This window comes from Mucilaginibacter sp. L196 (assembly GCF_009765905.1).
Lineage (GTDB): Bacteria > Bacteroidota > Bacteroidia > Sphingobacteriales > Sphingobacteriaceae > Mucilaginibacter.
Genome location: NZ_LMUO01000004.1, coordinates 133,614 through 152,164, shown reverse-complemented (window position 1 = coordinate 152,164; position 18,551 = coordinate 133,614). Strand labels below are relative to the sequence as shown.

Here is an 18,551-nt window from a genome sequence, read left to right as displayed (position 1 = left end):
TAACATTAATTAATTTAAACTAATTACAAATTATGAGTAAAACCTTACCATTTACTAATGGACGAAAACCCATTAAGTTCAAACGAATTAAAAAATTAAAACAACAGTCCATGTTTGGGGGCTTGTTGTTCTTGTTCTTTGCGTTACTAACATTCACCCCGTTCATTACACAAGCGCAATCCGCCAAAGTTAACGGTATCGTAAAAGATGAAAAAGGGGTAACCCTTCCCGGGGTAACTGTGGCCGTGAAAGGTACAGGGACCGGAGTAGTTACCGATAAGGATGGCCATTTTTCTATTAATGTAGACGCCGCTAAATCAACTTTGCTCTTTTCTTATTTAGGCTATGTCGCGCAGGAAGTGGCAGCTACAGGGGGAACAACGGTTAATATTACATTAGCTCCCGATAACCGCGACTTGAATGAAGTAGTGGTAGTAGGTTACGGCACGCAAAAAAAATCTGATCTTACCGGATCATTAGCAAGTTTATCGCCTAAGGACTATCAAGACCAGCCGGTAACCAGGATTGATCAGGCCTTGCAGGGTAGGGTAGCAGGTGTAGAGGTGGTTAACAATTCCGGAGCGCCAGGTGGTGATGTTTCTATCAGGATACGAGGAGCAAATTCAATTCTGGGCGACAATAATCCCCTATATGTGATTGACGGTTTTATAGGAGCAGACTTTAATGATTTGAATCCTGATGATATCGCCTCCATTGAAGTTCTGAAGGACGCTTCCAGCACCGCTATATATGGCAGCAGGGGCGCAAATGGTGTTGTTTTGATCACCACAAAAAAAGGGAACTCGAAGAAACCAGAAATTGATGTCACCTCAATTTTTTCCTCATCTCAGGTATTGAAAAAAATGGACCTGATGAGCGCCGCTGTTTTTGCTAATACGGTAAACGAGCGCGATGCGGCTACAGGTTTATCTCCAACTTTCACTCCAGCGCAGATAAGTAATTACGCAGCCACCGGCGGTACCAACTGGCAGGACCTGGTGTACCGTACTGCACCTACTGAAGAATATAAGCTTAGCCTTTCTGGCGGTAGTCCCATAACCTCTTATTTTATGTCTGCCGACTATTTAGATCAGGACGGTATCATCATTAATTCAGGTTACAAACGCTATGCAATCAGGTCTAATGTCAATTCACAAATTTCGGATAAACTTACTACCCGGGTGAACATTTCTGCGGTTCGCAGAGAAGCGTTAAACAATACCCAGGAAGGGATTGGCAGCCCGGCGAACCAGGCATTGTCATGGGCACCAACAACGCCACTCAGAGATAGCCAGGGCAACTATACTGCAGTTGATCCAACCAGTTCCATTTATGGTAACCCGGTTGCCACTGCCTATGACAGTAACAGTCTGTTGAACACTACCAATATGACCTTGAACGCTGGCGGTAATTATCATTTCTTTAAAGATCTTTCGTTGGATGTGACTTTTGGTGTTGATTATTCCAATATTCAAGGTGAAAATTATGCTGGAGACGCTTCGGTTCCCAATGATATTGCCAGCGCAAGCCGCACATCTGAGGAAATGATCAATTTGCAAAATACAAATACTTTAAACTACTCTCACATTTTTAATGGTGTGCACAGTTTGAATGTTACCGCGGTATTTGAACAGGAAAAGTATACCACAACAATGTTCAATGCAAATGCAAATGACCTAACCTTTCCGAACCTGGGATATGATAACCTCGGTTTATCCTCTAACCAATCTATAGGTTCATCTTATTCTGAATCTGCGTTGGTCTCGCTATTAGGTCGTATCAATTATGCCTATAAAGACAAATATTTGTTAACGGTTTCTATACGACGTGACGGTTCTTCAAAATTTGCCCCAGAGAACCAGGAAAGTACTTTCCCGTCGGTAGCTTTAGGTTGGAGGTTATCTGAAGAACCTTTTATAAAAAACCTGAATTTATTTGATCAGTTAAAACTGCGCGGCAGCTGGGGTTTAACAGGCAGCCAGGCAATTAATCCGTATGCTACACTTGCTACCTATCTTACTGACGCTTTTGATGGAGCGGCCAGCTTAAATAATAATTCTGTAACTTCTGGTATAGTACTTGGAAACGCAGCCAATCCTGCCCTAAAATGGGAAACAACACAAGCCGAAGATTTGGGCTTAGATGTTGCAATGTTTAACAACAGATTGAATTTTACTGCAGATGGGTATATTAAAAATACCAGAGACTTATTGCTTTCCCTGCCATTACCTGCGTTTGACGGAGGAGGCAGTATTATCAGCAATGCTGGAAAGATGAAAAACAGCGGTATTGAATTTAATATTGGTGGTATCCCTGTTCATTCCGGAAAATTCACCTGGGCGAGTTCATTTAATATATCCTTCATGAAGAACAGGGTAGTGAATATTGGAAACCTATCAAGTATTTTCTCTAATTCTATTACCGGAAATGCTGGAGCAGGTCTTTCTACACAATCTGAATTTATTATTAAGCCGGGATATGCGCTAGGATCTTACTGGGGCTTAAAATATTTAGGTACCTGGAAACCCGATCAGGCTGCTGAGGCCGCTAAATATGGTGAAAAACCAGGAGATTCACATTACCAGGATCTAAATGGTGATGGCGCGATAAATGGCAGCGATTTCCAGATCATAGGGAACGGAAACCCAACCAAATCACTTGGGTGGAACAATACCTTTACTTATGGTAATTTCTCGCTGAATGTATTTATCCAGTCATTATTAGGCTTCGATAAGCTTGATTATGCTTATGCGAGTTCTATTACGGCGAATGCTGATGCTAAACAAGCAACAAATGCTGCTGTTTTGCAGCGATATATTCCGGGTGTAAATGAAACGTCCAATATACCCGCTTTCAGCTCAACGAATATTGATTATTTTGAATCAAGCCGCTTTTTAGAAAATGGCAGTTTCGCGAGATTGAAAAATGTCAACTTTTCGTATCACCTGCCAACCAACACCATTAAAAAGGTTGATGTGAAAGTATTTATAGGAGCTACCAATTTATTCACTATTACCCAATATAAAGGTATAGATCCGGAATCAACCAACGCATTGTCAACTTCTGATGTTGCACAAAGTATTGATTTGGGATCCTATCCAAACTCCAAGACTTATAACATTGGATTAATTGCGAAATTTTAATAATATAAAATATATGAAAAAGATTCTCATTCTTATTTTAGCAAGCCTATCTGTGATCGGCTGCAAAAAAGCGTTGGTGGAAAATCCATCGGGCCAGGTGGTTGGCGATGTGGCGTTGAAAACGGTTGATGGCTTAAACGCGGCGCTTGTTGGGGCTTATAAGCCGCTTTCAGTTTCTTATGTTACAGGTTTTAATAACGCTGCAGTAGTTGCGGTTCTGATGGGATCGGACGACTTAACCACGCATCCTGCAAGTAATAAAGCCGACTTAAGGGAATTCGACCAGTATCATGTGTCGAATCTTAATGATAGGATGCCCACTATTTGGAACGGTTGTTATAAATCAATACAAGGTGCTAATAATATCATCAGCAATTATACATCTACCGTAGGAAGCGCGGACACCATTAACCAAATTCTTGGGGAGGCTTATTTTTTACGCGCATTTAATTACTATTGGCTGGTTAGGTTATGGGGCCCGATTCCTCTTATCACTTCCGCAGTATATTCAGCGGATGTTTTAAAAACAACAGTAACGCAACCAGCTGATGTCTATAAATTAATTGAAAGCGATCTTGGCAATGCAATTAAACTAATGGGCGACGTGAAATTGGCCGACGGACGGGCATCGAAAGGATCTGCATCAGCATTGTTGGCAGATGTTTATTTAACAGAGGGTGGATGGCCCATCAATGATAACAGTAAATATGCATTGGCAGCAACCCAGGCGCTGGATGTAATTAATAATAAAACTGCTTATGGTTTTGACCTGGTGGCTGACCTGCCTACACTTTGGCTAGAAACCAAGGAAGGAGTGGCAACATCCGAAGAGGTATTTGCAATCCATAATTGTGGTACATGTAACTGGTTTAATGGCAATGTATTGTTCGGAAATTCTCCGACACCGGGCGAAGAAAATGGTTGGGATGATTATTTCACAGAAATAAACTTCTTTAATAACTTCCCTGCAGGCATCAGGAAAGATGTTACATTCCATACGGTGATAAAACTGGCAAATGGAACTACTGAACCTTGGCAAAGTGACGCTGTAAAACACCCTTATTTTCAAAAATTCCGTGCACCAGTTGAAGATGGCCTTAATAATGCGGGCAGTGCAACCGTACCTTTGATTCGTTATGCCCATGTACTATTAATTTATGCAGAGGCACAGGCCAGAAGCGGAACAGTTAATGCCCAGGCTTATGCCTGCATTAATGCTGTCCGTTCCAGGGCCGGTTTGGCACCATTGAGCGGATTATCAAGCTCCGATTTTATTAATGCGGTTATCAATGAGAGATCATGGGAATTCGCCGGCGAATATACACGCTGGTTTGACATTACCCGTCTCCAGATATTGCCTCAGATTATTGCAAGTAGAGATTCTTCTGAGAACCCGGTGATTGGTACGCCTCAGTATTATTTGCCAATCCCAGCCTCTGAAGTACAATTAGATCCAAACTTGTAAATCAGTGCAAATATTTGATTTTGGGGAATTAAACTAAGTTGTTTTTAAATGAATCGAAAAACAACATTTATTAAAAAGGTGATTGTGTCCCTGATGCTGGTATTTACATACCTGGCATCAGGGCAATTGCCTGTTAGCATCAAAAATGTAGACAAGCTCGTCCATACCCATCTGCCAAGATTACTTAAACAACTCGTTAGCAGAATAACGGATAATGCACAAACATCCGCTGCAAAATGCGAACAAGTAAAGCAAGTCACGTCCTGTTATTTGATAGAACTATGTCATGTCGGGTTAGGAGAAAAGATTACTGCTGAGCAAGATTTTAATGCAGCGTTGAAAGCAGTTCCGGACTTTCAGTCGGCCAAAGTGGCACTGCAATAATTATGCTGAAACGAAAAGAGATCCTATCGGTAATGATGAAACTTGCCGGTAGGTTTTTTAAGTAAAGAAACGGCTATTAGCGATTCAAATTAATAGCTTAATCTGCAAAAGAGCGTCAATTGCCGCTATGCAATAGCTGGGGTGCTATTGATCGATACCAATGAAATAAAAGAAAACCATGAACTACACAAATATGAAATATTTATTGACGCTTGCACTAACGATTACCTTATGCCAGTTATCTTATTCAAAATCTATTAAAAATCCGGTAGATACGGTCTCAAATGGTAAAACTATTTTGGATGAGGATGGGAAGCCGGTAAATGCCCATGGAGCAGGTGTACTGTATTATAAAGGCGTTTATTATCTTTTTGGTGAAATTAAAAAAGGGAAGACCTGGCTGGTGCCAGACCAGCATTGGGAGGATTACAGGGTTCCGGCGGGTGGTGTTTCATGCTATTCTTCTACTGATCTTATTCATTGGAAAAATAGAGGGGTTGCGCTAAAACCCACAACAAATAACCCTGCTTACGACGTTGACACCAGCAGGGTAATTGAACGCCCCAAGGTGATTTATAATGAGCGGACGAAGAAATTCGTAATGTGGATGCACATTGACAAGAATGACTATAAATATTCAAGAGGTGGTGTCGCAATTAGCGATAAACCGTACGGCCCATATCATTATCTCGGAAGCGTTAAACCCAATAACCAAATGCTCAGAGACATGAATTTATTTAAGGATGATAACGGAAAAGCTTACCTGATTTATTCCTCGGAAGACAATAAAACCATGCAGATCTGCCTGCTAAGCAGTGATTATCTTAAACCGACCCGGCATTATTCCAGGATATTAATCGACAAAAAGAGGGAGAGCCCCGCTATATTTAAGCATGCCGGTAAATACTATTTAATTACATCAGGATGCTCAGGATGGTCTCCTAACGCTGCTTCTTATGCGGTAGCAGATCATATTATGGGGCCATGGAAAGAACATGGGAACCCTTGCAAAGGACCCAATGCGGATTCATCTTTTTATTCGCAAGGAGGCTTTGTGGTACCTGTGGCTAATAAACCGAATTCGTTTATCTTTATGGGGGATGTTTGGAATAAAACCAACCTGGAAGAATCAAAATATCTTTGGTTACCTATCCGTATAATAAAAGACGAAATCGAAATTTATAACTAATATCGATCTGTTTCACTAACTAGAGTAGAAAAAAACTAATGTAAAATATGGTTGGCCCGTTTCTACAATGTTAGGCTTATCTAAGTCTCATTTTAAGATGAATTTTAAAATTATCTGTTTTTACTTATTAATATTTACATTTATCATTAGTTCGTACCGAGGGTATGGGCAACAACATCAACCTGTAAAATACGCTGATAAACCACTATTCAGAGACCCTATTTATGATGGGGCTGCGGATCCTACTTTAATTTGGAATCAACGTGAAAAGAAGTGGTTTATGTTTTACACTAACCGCAGGGCTAAGGATACAGTGGAAGGAGGGGTAGCCTGGGTTCATGGCACCCGTATTGGAATAGCAGTATCATCCAATCAAGGCCGGACATGGAAGTACCTGGATACTGCTGATATTGCTTACCGGCCCGATACCGGGTATACTTTTTGGGCACCGGAGGTAATAGCATATAAAGGGTTATACCACATGTATGTAACTTACGTTCCGGGAATTTTTAAAGACTGGAATCACCCGAGGTTAATTATTCATTTTACAAGTAAAAACCTTATAAATTGGAAATACATAGGGACGCTAAAATTAATAAATGATCATGTTATTGACCCTTGCATTATTAGATTGCCAAACGGTAAATGGCGAATGTGGTATAATAATGAACCGGATCACAAATCGATTTATTATGCCGACAGCCCTGACTTGTATACCTGGATAGATGGTAAAAAAGCGATTAATGATCAACCGGGAGAAGGACCCAAAGCTTTTTATTGGAAAGGCACTTACTGGATGATTACTGATGTATGGCAAGGCTTAGCGGTTTATAGTTCGAAAGATTTATTGCGATGGAAGCGCCAGCAAGGAAATTTAGTAGAAACACCGGGAAAGGGAAAGGACGATGGGGCAGCGGGTGATCATTGCGACGTTGTTGTCAGTAGCAACGGCAAAGCTTATCTCTTCTATTTCACTCAACCGGGGAGATCTGCATTGGCACCAAAAGGAAGTCAATATGATCGGCAACGGAGCAGCATACAGGTTGCCGAACTAATGGAAAAAAATGGAACGCTTTATTGTGACAGAGATCAGCCAACATTGATAAATCTAATTCCCTGACGCGAGGTTTGCCATCAGACATTATACAAATTTTACCAAATGCTAATAATGAAAAACATATTTAAAAGGACGGTCTTCTTATTGTTGCTTTTTCCGGGATTTGCCCAGTCTCAGACGCGTACCGGTCATGCCGTAGGGATAAAGTCTTTTTCATATCCTACTAAGCAGATTAGTGATGACCTTTTTGGTGTTTTCTTTGAAGACCTCAGCTATGCCGCTGATGGCGGACTTTATGCGGAATTGATTCAAAATCGTTCCTTTGAATACAGCGCGAGTGACCGAAAAGGATGGAACTCGCTCACTGATTGGGAATATACAACCAAAGGATTTGGCTATGGGACGATATCCGTCGAAACAAGCCATCCGATTAATCCGAATAACCCCCACTATGTGGTTTTAGATATAGATGACCCCGGACAAAATGGGGTCGGCATTACTAATCTTGGATACGATGGTATAAGGCTTAAAAAAGGTGAGCTTTATAACTTTTCTATATACGTTAACCAACTATCCTTAAAATCTATTCCGGTTGAGGCGAAACTATGTGGAAAAGAAGGTGAAATTTATGGCGTTTTTAAATTTAAAACAAATGGAAAGGGATGGCACAAATATGCCGGAAGTATACAGGCCACATCCAATACCGATTCCGCGATGCTGACTGTTGTCGCGACACAAAAATCTATACTGGCACTCGATGAAATCTCTCTCTTTCCGCAGCAAACTTTTAAAAATGAGCATAACGGCCTCAGAGCTGACCTGGCGCAGGCAATTGCCGATATTAAGCCCAAATTTATGCGCTTCCCAGGGGGATGCCTGGTTCATGGCGACGGAGTAAATAATATCTACCGTTGGAAAAACACGATAGGCCCGGTTGAAAACCGAATACAACAACGTAATATATGGTCTTATCATCAAAGCGTCGGGCTGGGGTTTTATGAATATTTCAGGTTTTGCGAAGATATTGGAGCGAAGCCATTGCCGGTGATCGCCGCTGGTGTAAGTTGTCAAAATTCTGGTGGAACCTGGCAAATTGGAAGCACCGGTCAAAAGGCACTTCCATTTACGCAAATGAAAAGTTATATACAAGATATTTTGGACCTAATAGAATATGCAAACGGGCCGGCTAACTCCACTTGGGGGGCTAAACGTGCTGCAGCGGGGCATCCAAAACCTTTTCACCTTCAATATATTGGGATCGGAAATGAGGACAAACAAACTGACACATTTAGAAGCCGTTTTAAGATGATCTATGAGGCAGTACGGGCAAAACATCCCGAGATAACTATAGTCGGAACAGTCGGGCCTTCTCCTAGTGGAGAAGATTATGACCTTGGATGGAACTTCGCAGATAGACTATCTGTTCCCATTGTCGATGAACATTTCTATGAAACACCGCGATGGTTTCTCGATAACAATCATCGCTATGACAATTATAGCCGATCACGGTCGGGTATATATATTGGCGAATATGCTTCTCAAGGTAATAAACTGATTAACGCCTTATCGGAAGCCGCCTTTATGACCAGTTTGGAACGAAACGGAGATATTGTGAAAATGGCTTCCTATGCGCCATTACTGGCCAATGTTAACCATACTTCGTGGAACCCAAACCTTATTTATTTTAATAACGATACTTTGGTTCGTACAGCGAATTATTATGTGCAGCAATTGTTTTCTGTTAACGAAGGTGATACCTACATTCCTGATATTATTTCATTTGAACGTGACAAATTAAGCAAAGATTCCACACTAGCCTCATCATGTGTGAGAGACAGCAAAACAGGTGATATTATATTAAAAATCGTAAATGCTGGTCCTCAGTCCGCTATTGCAAAGATCAATCTCTCAGCTCTGAAAGTGACCGGTAACTTGATTGTTTCAAAGACGTTAACAGGAAACCCCAATGACCAAAATTCTTTAGATCATCCCAAAGCCGTCATACCGATAGATACCCGTATTAAAATAACCGATCTCGACAGTTTCACTGCCCCGGCCTATTCTTTAACAGTGATACGCTTCGCTGCTAAAGTCAATTAAACCAACTGAAAATAAAAAAAGATGATGCTAAAAAATAGCCTTATTTACTTTGGTCTCTGCCTGTTATTATCGCTTTGCAATATTGAAAACTTAACTGCACAATCCCGGACGAACATTATTTTGTTTAATGATAACTGGAAATTTCACAAGGGCGATATAAGAGATGCATCGGATGTGAGATTTTTTGATGATAACTGGGACAATATTAACCTACCTCATGACTGGAGTATTCGCGGTCCATTTAGCAAACAATGGGCTAGTGCAACAGCATATTTGCCCGGTGGGATTGGATGGTATAGGAAGTCTTTCACCGTACCGGCAGGTTATAAAAGTAAACAAGTCTACATTTATTTCGATGGGATCTATAAAAATAGCTCTGTATGGATCAACGGTCATTTGTTAGGATTTAGACCCAATGGCTTTATATCGTTTCAATATGATCTCACTCCCTATTTGAAAATTGGGCAAAGAAACCTAATCGCGGTAAAAGTTGACCATTCCCAATTTGCCGATTCCAGATGGTATACCGGTTCCGGAATTTATCGAAATGTTTACCTGATAACTTCAGATCCACTTCATATTGGGCAATGGGGAATTCAGTTTACAACACCAAAGGTTTCAGCTGAGCAGGCTGAAGCAAATATCGCCGTATCTGTCATTAATAACAACAATATCAATAAGCATGTTACTGTTCACTGTTCGCTAATCAACGGGAAAGGGGAGACGGTTAGTCAGGTACATGCCAATCTGTTAGTTAATAAGAAAGACACCGCTGTTTCTAAAATGACTTTAACTGTAAAAGATCCTCAGTTATGGTCTGTCGAACATCCACAGCTTTATCACCTCGTTGTTTCTCTTGCGGTTAACGGCAAGCAAACAGATGAATTACGGGAACAGGTTGGCATAAGGAGTATTCGATTCGACCCCGATAACGGTTTTTTTTTAAATGGCCAAAGCATGAAACTTAAAGGTGTATGTCTTCACGATGATGCGGGCGCTTTGGGAGTTGCTGTTCCTGAAGCCGTTTGGTACAGGCGTTTGAAAATTTTGAAGGCTGCAGGATGCAATGCCCTTCGCATGAGCCACAACCCTCATGCTGGTTATTTGTATGATTTATGTGATGAGTTGGGTATATTGGTTATGGATGAAGCCTTCGATGAATGGGAATTTGGTAAAAATAAATGGATTCAGGGATATAATGTCGGGGCTCCGGGAACTGACGGCTATCACCAGTATTTTAAGGAGTGGGCCGATAAAGATTTGAAAGATATGGTGCGTCGCGATCGTAATCACCCCTCGATTGTGATGTGGAGTATTGGTAACGAGATCGATTACCCAAATGATCCTTATACGGATACCGTTTTGAATGCCGGTAGTAACCCGCAAATCTATAAGAGGGGGTATTTGAAGGATCATCCTCCGGCAAGCAGGCTCGGTGAGCTTTCCAGGCAACTTGTTCTCGTACTAAAACAATACGATGTTTCCCGTCCGGTTACAGCTGCATTGGCTGGCGTAGTGATGTCCAACAAAACTACATACCCGGGAAACCTGGATATCGTAGGGTATAACTATCAGGAATATCGCTATAGCGCAGATCATCAAAAATACCCTAAACGGGTGATATATGGGAGCGAAAACGGTATGTCGCTGGAGGCATGGAAAGCCGTTGATACTAATAAATATATCGCTGGCCAATTTTTATGGACAGGGGTTGATTATATGGGAGAAGCAAACAGCTGGCCTGCACGAAGTAATGGTCAGGGGTTGATAGACCTGGCCGGATTTCCTAAGCCGATGTATTATTTCAGGCAAAGCTTGTGGTCGGAGAAACCTATGGTATTCCTGAGTACTTCTAAAATCCCAAATAGCACGCAAAAATCTAAACAAGCATATTTATTTGAGTCTTTGCCTGCCTGGAATTATAGCGCCGGTGATAGTGTTCGGATATATTGCTTTACCAACTGCAAAGAGGGAGAGTTGTTTCTAAACGGACATTCGTTAGGTAAAAAGCAGTTATCTCAATTTGCTGATAGGGTTATCTATTGGGATGTGGTTTATCAACCAGGTACGTTAATGGTGAAAGCATATGTAGGTGGTGGAAATGAGATCAACTATACCTTAAAAACAGCTGGCGTACCTTATGGGCTTATTGTAGATACAGACGTAACTCCGGATAAACTACAGCACGATCCGCTTCAAATAGTAATAAAGGTAGTTGATAAGAATGGCGTGCTTGTTAGTAACGCTGACAATCTAATCAAAATCAAAATACAAGAAAATGGGAGATTATTAGGCTTAGAAAGTGGTAGTTTAACTAGTCATGAAGATTACCAGGCTGATAACCGTAAAGCACTCAACGGAAAATTATTAGCCTATATAAAAGTAGTGGATGAGCATAGGCCTATCCAATTGGTTTTTCAATCTTCCGGTCTTAAATCTAAGAAAATAAGAATTAATGCATCCGGAATTGTAAAATGACGATCGTGTCTTTTCCCTTGCCGGATTTTAATAAAATCAACAAATTAATCATGCTTCAATTTAAGCTTATGCCGTTCAAACTGGTAATAATAATATTTATTTCTACATTAATTTCACTTAACGTTCATGCCCAGCAGATGGGTAAGGATGAATTAAAATCAATGGAAAAGAGTAATTCCGCTTTTAAGGGCGGTATAAGAGGCGTCACAGGGCCCGGGCTTAATCTGTCGCCAGAAAAAATGCAATGGTGGGAAGATGCCAAATTCGGGATGTTCATCCATTGGGGCCTTTATGCCATACCGGCTACAGGCGAATGGACCATGTTTAATAAAAAGATGTCTCCGGATGAATATGCAAAGCTGGCTGATCAGTTCAAACCACGTTATTTCAACGCTAATCGATGGGCGGCAATAGCGAAAGCTGCCGGTATGAAATATATGGTAATGGTTGCCAGGCATCATGATGGTTTTGCTATGTGGAACAGCCCTTCCAGCTATCATCACTTTAATAGTATGGAAACAGCAGCACATACAGATTTTGTTGCTCAATATACAGCCGCATGCCGCAAAGCGGGCCTACGGGTGGGTATTTATTATTCGCCGATGGACTGGCGCTTCCCAGGTTATTTCGACCCAAAAGGGCAAGCTGAAAATGCCGCGCTAATGAAACAGCAGGCATACGGACAAGTAGCGGAGCTAATGAAAAATTATGGTAAAATTGATATTTTATGGTACGATGGCGGATGGCTTTCTCATAAAGGAACAGATGAGGATGCAGCCTGGTTTTGGGAGCCATTAAAACTAAATACAATAGTTCGCAATTACCAACCAAACATTGTGATCAATCCACGATCAGGTATGTTTGGTGATTTTCAGGTTAATGAGGGCGATGCCGAAGTAAAGGGGCCAATCTTAGAATTTCCATGGGAAAAATGTTTGAACCTGAACGGTGCCAGCTGGGGATATAATAAAACGCAGCATTTAATGTCGCTGGCGGGTATACTTCAGATGCTGGTTAACGTTGTAGACAGGGGCGGCAACATGCTACTAAATGTAGGTCCTGATCCTGATGGCGTTATCCCGCAAACCCACGTGGCTCGCTTAAAGGAAGTAGGCAGTTGGTTGGATAAAAATGGCGAAAGTATTTATGGTACCCGGGCAGGGCCTTTCCAACCTGTGGACAGTTTGTATGGGAGTACGCATAAGGGTAACAAGGTGTATATTCACCTGATAAATTCAAACAAGGTCACCAATGAATTACACCTGCCCAAATTTGACCGGCAAATACAATCATGCCGTTTAATAAATGGTCAGGATTTACCGTTTAGCCAGGATCGTAATGGCATCAATATTGGGATTCAGAAAACACACCTGGAACCGGCAGTTACTACCATTGTTTTGACGTGTACAAATTGATGGTATACAGGTCAGCTAGCGATGAAAACGCTGGAAATTCGGATCTATAAAAGGGAGCGTTAGTAATCCGAAAATCATTGTTTACTATAACGGTTCACGACAAGTAGTTAACTTAAAAAAAATACATATATATCATTTTTTAAATCTCTACGAATGAAAGAATATTTCTTAGCAGTATGTGCTATTGGTGCTTGTTTGTCGGCTACGGCTCAACAAAAAATCGAGAAAACTTATGTTATTAATACCAGCCTTGTAAAGGCACATGTTCAGCCTACCATGTATGGGATATTTTTTGAAGATATAAATATGGCTGCCGATGGTGGTTTATATGCCGAGTTGGTGAAGAACAGATCTTTTGAGTTTATTCCGAATCTAATGGGTTGGACTGAAATAAAAAAAGATAATGGTAGTGGCGATGTACAGGTAATAAACAGAGCTGCCGAACGCCCGGAAAACCCGCATTTTATTACGCTTAATGTAAAATCAGATGAGGGGTATTACGGCCTGTCTAATGAAGGTTTTAGAGGAATGGGGATTAAAAAAGGCGAAGATTATAAGTTTTCTGTCCTGGCGCGACAACATGCCGGTAGCAAAATAAAATTGTATGTTGAATTGGTTGATGAAAATGGAGCAGTATTGGGTACAGCTACATTAAGCCCTGATGCATCCGACTGGAAAAAATACGAAGTGAAGTTTCAATCCAACGGTACGGTTAATAGGGCACATTTAAATTTATGGGCGCAAAATACCGGTTCGATTGATCTGGATATGGTTTCACTATTCCCGCAACATACCTGGAAAAACAGGCCAAATGGTTTGCGTGCTGATATGGTGCAGAAACTGGCTGATATGAAACCAGGTTTTCTGCGTTTCCCGGGTGGGTGTATTGTAGAAGGACGTGATTTGGCAAATCGTTATCAATGGAAAAAAACCATTGGCGATATTGACAAACGCGAAAGTATCATCAATCGCTGGAATACGGAATTTAAGAGCCGTTCAACGCCAGATTATTATCAAAGTTTCGGTTTGGGCTTTTTAGAGTATTTTCAATTGGCCGAAGACATTGGTGCCGAGCCTTTGCCTATACTAAATTGTGGTATGGCCTGCCAGTTTAATACCGGCCAATTAGTTCCGTTAGATCAATTAGATCCCTATGTTCAGGATGCTCTTGATCTGATTGAATTTGCCAATGGATCAACAGATACCAAATGGGGTAATCTGCGAGCAAAATTAGGCCATCCGGCACCATTTAATTTAAAAATGATGGGTGTTGGTAATGAGCAATGGGGGGATGAATATATACCACGTTGGAAGATTTTTGTAAAAGCCATAAAAGATAAATACCCTTATATGAAATTGGTATCAAGTGTAGGTCCTGATCCGGATGGCCCGAAGTTTGATTTTTTAAATACCACATTCAGGGGATTACATGCAGATATACTCGATGAGCATTATTACCGTGCGCCCCAATGGTTTTTAGATAATGTGAAACGTTACGATAACTACGACAGGAAAGGCCCGAAAATATTTGCCGGCGAATATGCGGCTCAAAGTGTAGGGATTGCTAGCCCCGATAATAAAAATAACTGGGATTGTGCAATGTCTGAAGCGGCTTTTATGACTGGCTTAGAGCGTAATGCCGATATAGTAAAGATGGCTTCGTATGCCCCTTTATTTGCTCAGGTAGATGGCTGGCAATGGACTCCCGACCTGATATGGTTTAATAACCTGGACTCATACGAAACGCCTAATTATTATGTGCAAAAACTGTATTCGCTTAATAAAGGGACTGATGTTGTACCGTTAACTTTAGATAATGCAGCTGTTACCGGGCAAAACGGAGCTTATGCGACGGCGGTAATTGATAAAAAAACCAATGAGCTGATCATTAAGTTTGTAAATACATCTAAAGAAAGCCAAAATATAAGCTTTAATGTTAAAGGCTTTAAACAGATTAAACCTACCGGAACTCTTACAACTTTACAGAGCGATAACCTGGATGAGGTAAATTCTTTTGATAAACCCGCAGCTATTTTCCCTAAAGAACAAACTATTACAACAAACGGTAATAATATCAACCTAGTAGTAAAACGGTATTCTCTTAATATTATTAAGGTTAAACTGAGCAATTAGACTAATACTCTTGATGAAAAATTATTGCGCTGGTGGTTTTCTTGTGTTTGAACCATGTATTAGTTTATAGCCAGGAGCTTAAAACGGTATTTATGTATATGGTCCTGTTATGATAAAACTTGATAGTAGTTATCGCCCTATTGTGCCAGGTTTGGTGTTGTTTGCTGGTCATCAATAGATTAAATGAGCGGTAGGAATAGAAAAAGATTTATAACTGTTGGAGCTTGCTTGGCTATAAGTACTTATTGGGCCGTTTTTCACCATTCTTATTGTTTTTGATTGTATTAGTGGCGTGTTGGTATTAGCCGTTGGTAATATTGCAGTTTTACTTTAGGATAAAATAGGTCCGTTTTTATTTTAATACGTTGAGCAATGCAATTGCAGTGGATGCTAATGAAGAAAAGCTCCAGCTTTGTTAGGGCAAAGTAAATGTGGCTCATACGATCTATTTGCAGTCAAGAAGTACCTTATCATTTAGTACATTAATAACATATATTTTGATGTTATGCGCTTATTTATAACAGTTTAAGCTTATTTAATACCAATAACAGCGCACCAATAACATTTAATTATATATTAATTTGTATCAACCAATTATTAAATAGTGCGACAAAGAATAATCTCGCATTTTCTAATAGCATATTCATTAATCTAACCAATTATCATTATGAGTAAAATCTTACTATTTGCTAATGGACGAAAACCCATTAAGCTCAAACAAATTAAAAAATTAATTCACCAATCTCTGTATTTCGGTACATCCTCTTCTTGATTTTCTTAGTGCTGACCTTGTTACTAAGCAGGATTCTAAACCATTCCAAACAACTCACATTAAAATATCACAAAATGAAAACCATTCTAAACTTTAAAACGACTTTAATGACAACCGTGAAACTGCTGGCTGTTTTTATTTGCCTGTGCTTTTCGGTTGAAACCCATGCCACAGTGGTAACTTATCCCCAGGTTCCTGATGTGCAGGCATGCCAGTTTTCATATACCCTTAAGGCAAGGGATCATGGAACCACAACGTGGAATACGGTGTATTTATACAACACGCCTGTCACAAATGCTACCGGAGCCGAAACGAACACTACTTGTGGCTATCTTAGCTGTAGTGGTTCAACAGATTATAAAATTATCTTTTCTACTACTGTTACCAGCGCGGCAGTATATCCTGCACCGATGAACGTAACGCCAACCTTTGCTGGTGATTCCATTATGTTCACCGTTTCTGGCCCCAAAAAATTCTATGTTGACATAAATGGCGACCATTATAATGATTGCATACATATTATCGCTGATCCCCTGGAAGTGAACCCGCCGCAACAAGGGGCTGCAAATGTTATTTTTATCCCAAGCGGCACCTTTGTTGACAGCGTTATAAAAGTACCCAGCGGAAAAACACTTTATATACAGGGAGGGGCAGGTGTGATGGGGGTAGACCTTGATAGCACAACAAACACCAAGGTGCTGGGAAGAGGAGTTATTTTCCGCCCATGGTATGACGCAGTTTCCATAGTACGTGCCAGTAATGTTACCATTGACGGTATTCTCGACTTTGATCATGGTTGGGGCGGAAATGGTGGTTGCGGGATCCGGTGCGGACAAAGTACCAATGTTTCTATTAGTAATGCTGTGTCCTTTAGTTCTAAACCCTGGGGGGATGGCTATGATATTTTTTGCTCTAACGGTGTTACAGTTAATGATGTTTTTCTACGTACAAATGATGATGCCATTGCTTTTTATGGTGGAGGAAAGGATGGTTTCACGGGAAATTGTCATAATATAGTTGTTACCAATTCAACACTTTTGCCCGATAATGCACACGAGTTTTCCGTCGGTGTCTATGGCGACCAGAATATAGACACACAAATACGTGATATCACAGTGGCGAATATCGACATTTGTAGCTGGAGCAGATCGTCAGGCCAGGGTTGTTTCTATTTTAGTGTTGGTGATAGGGTGAGGGTGGCTAATATGAAGTTCAGCAATATCCGGGTAAAGGATTTTATAGGCAGTGCACTGATTCGCATGGCGATAGTTTATAATTCTACCTACAATTATAACCCCGGGCGTGCTATTGATAGTGTCTTTTATACGAATGTCAATTATACCGGTACCATTGGCACTCCCGCTTCATCTGCCAGCGGTTACGATGCAACCCGCGAGACCACAAATATTTTCTTCAATAACCTAATAATTAACGGGACCACAGCTACCAGCGCTACTGCTGCTAATTTCACTGTAGGTAGTTACGCCAGTAACATTACGTTCTCAGCCTTACCACTGACCATCGGTCAAACATATGTATTGACCGCGGAAAATAGTGGTCAGTGTGCTAATCCAAGTGGTGGTTCATCAGCTAATGCAACAGATATTGTACAGAATACTTATGCTAATCACTCTTACCAGCAATGGGTATTAGAAGATGCCGGGAACAACTTTTACCAATTCAAAAATGTAAATAACGGCCTGTACATGGATATTAATGGCGCCTCGATCGTAGCCGGAACCAATGCCATTCAATGGCCATCAGATGGTGGATTGAATCAACAGTTCCTGGTCATCCCGCAACCCGGCGGATATTACTCCATTATGGCTCTCCATAGTGGACAGGTCCTGGACGTTGACGGGAACTCAAGCACTGCTGGTGCAACAATTATACAATGGCCATACTCAGGAAATAATAATCAATGTTGGTTATTCGGAAGCCCAGGTACCACCGTGGCCGCGGCAATGGTCCAACCATCTCTGGCAATAATACCAGAACCTGTTGTTAATTCCGCGTTGTCACCTAATGGCGACGGGGTAAATGATGTGCTTACGATAGCCAATATTCAAAATTACCCAGATAATAAAATAATGGTGATTGACGTAAACGGTACCAAAGTTTATGAAGCCAGTCATTATGACAATGTAACGCAGGTATTTAACGGGCATTCAAGCGTTAACGGTCGACTACAGCCTCAGGGTACTTATTATTATCAGCTGCAATACACTGACAAAGGGGTTGTGAAAAGTAAAACCGGATTTATCGTGCTGAAATATTAACAAATGTTTGGCAGCATACGTGTTTGCGACAAACAAGAAATCAAAAAGAGCAGTTGGATAATCCCGGCTGCTCTTTTATTAAACTCATATTGAGTCTCGAAAAGAAAAGTACTACCGCCAATGGGAGTAGACTATA

General features: G+C 40.8%; 10 protein-coding genes. All 10 read left to right on the top strand.

The features are described 5' to 3' along the window. The first annotated feature begins 32 nt into the window (after window positions 1–32). The 10 genes from GSQ74_RS00990 (at window position 33) to GSQ74_RS00945 (ending at window position 18,415) form a co-directional block, all read left to right on the top strand. Window positions 33–3,143, top strand: a complete 3,111-nt coding sequence (locus GSQ74_RS00990; protein ID WP_158989139.1) for a TonB-dependent receptor — start codon at window positions 33–35, stop codon at window positions 3,141–3,143. Window positions 3,144–3,156: 13 nt separating this feature from the next. Next, complete coding sequence (locus GSQ74_RS00985) at window positions 3,157–4,608, top strand: RagB/SusD family nutrient uptake outer membrane protein (protein WP_158989137.1); 1,452 nt, start codon at window positions 3,157–3,159, stop codon at window positions 4,606–4,608. A 48-nt stretch (window positions 4,609–4,656) separates the two neighbouring features. Continuing rightward, on the top strand, window positions 4,657–4,992 hold the full coding sequence (locus GSQ74_RS00980; RefSeq protein WP_158989135.1) for a hypothetical protein: 336 nt from the start codon (window positions 4,657–4,659) through the stop codon (window positions 4,990–4,992). A gap of 193 nt (window positions 4,993–5,185) precedes the next feature. Next, entirely contained in the window at window positions 5,186–6,181 is a 996-nt protein-coding gene (locus GSQ74_RS00975; RefSeq protein ID WP_158989185.1) for a glycoside hydrolase family 43 protein, read from the top strand. A gap of 97 nt (window positions 6,182–6,278) precedes the next feature. Further along, window positions 6,279–7,301: a family 43 glycosylhydrolase gene (locus GSQ74_RS00970; RefSeq protein WP_158989133.1), complete on the top strand. Its 1,023-nt coding sequence runs from the start codon at window positions 6,279–6,281 to the stop codon at window positions 7,299–7,301. A 48-nt stretch (window positions 7,302–7,349) separates the two neighbouring features. Next, complete coding sequence (locus GSQ74_RS00965) at window positions 7,350–9,338, top strand: alpha-L-arabinofuranosidase C-terminal domain-containing protein (RefSeq protein WP_158989131.1); 1,989 nt, start codon at window positions 7,350–7,352, stop codon at window positions 9,336–9,338. Window positions 9,339–9,359: 21 nt separating this feature from the next. Beyond that, the gene (locus tag GSQ74_RS00960) at window positions 9,360–11,816 is read left to right on the top strand and encodes a sugar-binding domain-containing protein (protein WP_158989129.1); all 2,457 of its coding nucleotides are present in this window, start codon (window positions 9,360–9,362) and stop codon (window positions 11,814–11,816) included. 50 nt (window positions 11,817–11,866) lie between these two features. Next, the gene (locus GSQ74_RS00955) at window positions 11,867–13,231 is read left to right on the top strand and encodes an alpha-L-fucosidase (RefSeq protein ID WP_158989127.1); all 1,365 of its coding nucleotides are present in this window, start codon (window positions 11,867–11,869) and stop codon (window positions 13,229–13,231) included. A gap of 153 nt (window positions 13,232–13,384) precedes the next feature. Beyond that, the gene (locus GSQ74_RS00950; protein ID WP_158989125.1) at window positions 13,385–15,364 is read left to right on the top strand and encodes an alpha-L-arabinofuranosidase C-terminal domain-containing protein; all 1,980 of its coding nucleotides are present in this window, start codon (window positions 13,385–13,387) and stop codon (window positions 15,362–15,364) included. 846 nt (window positions 15,365–16,210) lie between these two features. Beyond that, window positions 16,211–18,415: an RICIN domain-containing protein gene (locus tag GSQ74_RS00945; protein ID WP_158989123.1), complete on the top strand. Its 2,205-nt coding sequence runs from the start codon at window positions 16,211–16,213 to the stop codon at window positions 18,413–18,415. Window positions 18,416–18,551: the final 136 nt, after the last annotated feature.

What these genes read in the sequence shown, in the direction of transcription:
- GSQ74_RS00975 (WP_158989185.1), top strand. Translation starts at nt 5,186, where the DNA reads ATGAAATATTTATTGACGCTTGCACTAACGATTACCTTATGCCAGTTA.
- GSQ74_RS00985 (WP_158989137.1), top strand. Translation starts at nt 3,157, where the DNA reads ATGAAAAAGATTCTCATTCTTATTTTAGCAAGCCTATCTGTGATCGGC.
- GSQ74_RS00945 (WP_158989123.1), top strand. Translation starts at nt 16,211, where the DNA reads ATGAAAACCATTCTAAACTTTAAAACGACTTTAATGACAACCGTGAAA.
- GSQ74_RS00950 (WP_158989125.1), top strand. Translation starts at nt 13,385, where the DNA reads ATGAAAGAATATTTCTTAGCAGTATGTGCTATTGGTGCTTGTTTGTCG.
- GSQ74_RS00970 (WP_158989133.1), top strand. Translation starts at nt 6,279, where the DNA reads ATGAATTTTAAAATTATCTGTTTTTACTTATTAATATTTACATTTATC.
- GSQ74_RS00980 (WP_158989135.1), top strand. Translation starts at nt 4,657, where the DNA reads ATGAATCGAAAAACAACATTTATTAAAAAGGTGATTGTGTCCCTGATG.
- GSQ74_RS00960 (WP_158989129.1), top strand. Translation starts at nt 9,360, where the DNA reads ATGATGCTAAAAAATAGCCTTATTTACTTTGGTCTCTGCCTGTTATTA.
- GSQ74_RS00965 (WP_158989131.1), top strand. Translation starts at nt 7,350, where the DNA reads ATGAAAAACATATTTAAAAGGACGGTCTTCTTATTGTTGCTTTTTCCG.
- GSQ74_RS00990 (WP_158989139.1), top strand. Translation starts at nt 33, where the DNA reads ATGAGTAAAACCTTACCATTTACTAATGGACGAAAACCCATTAAGTTC.
- GSQ74_RS00955 (WP_158989127.1), top strand. Translation starts at nt 11,867, where the DNA reads ATGCTTCAATTTAAGCTTATGCCGTTCAAACTGGTAATAATAATATTT.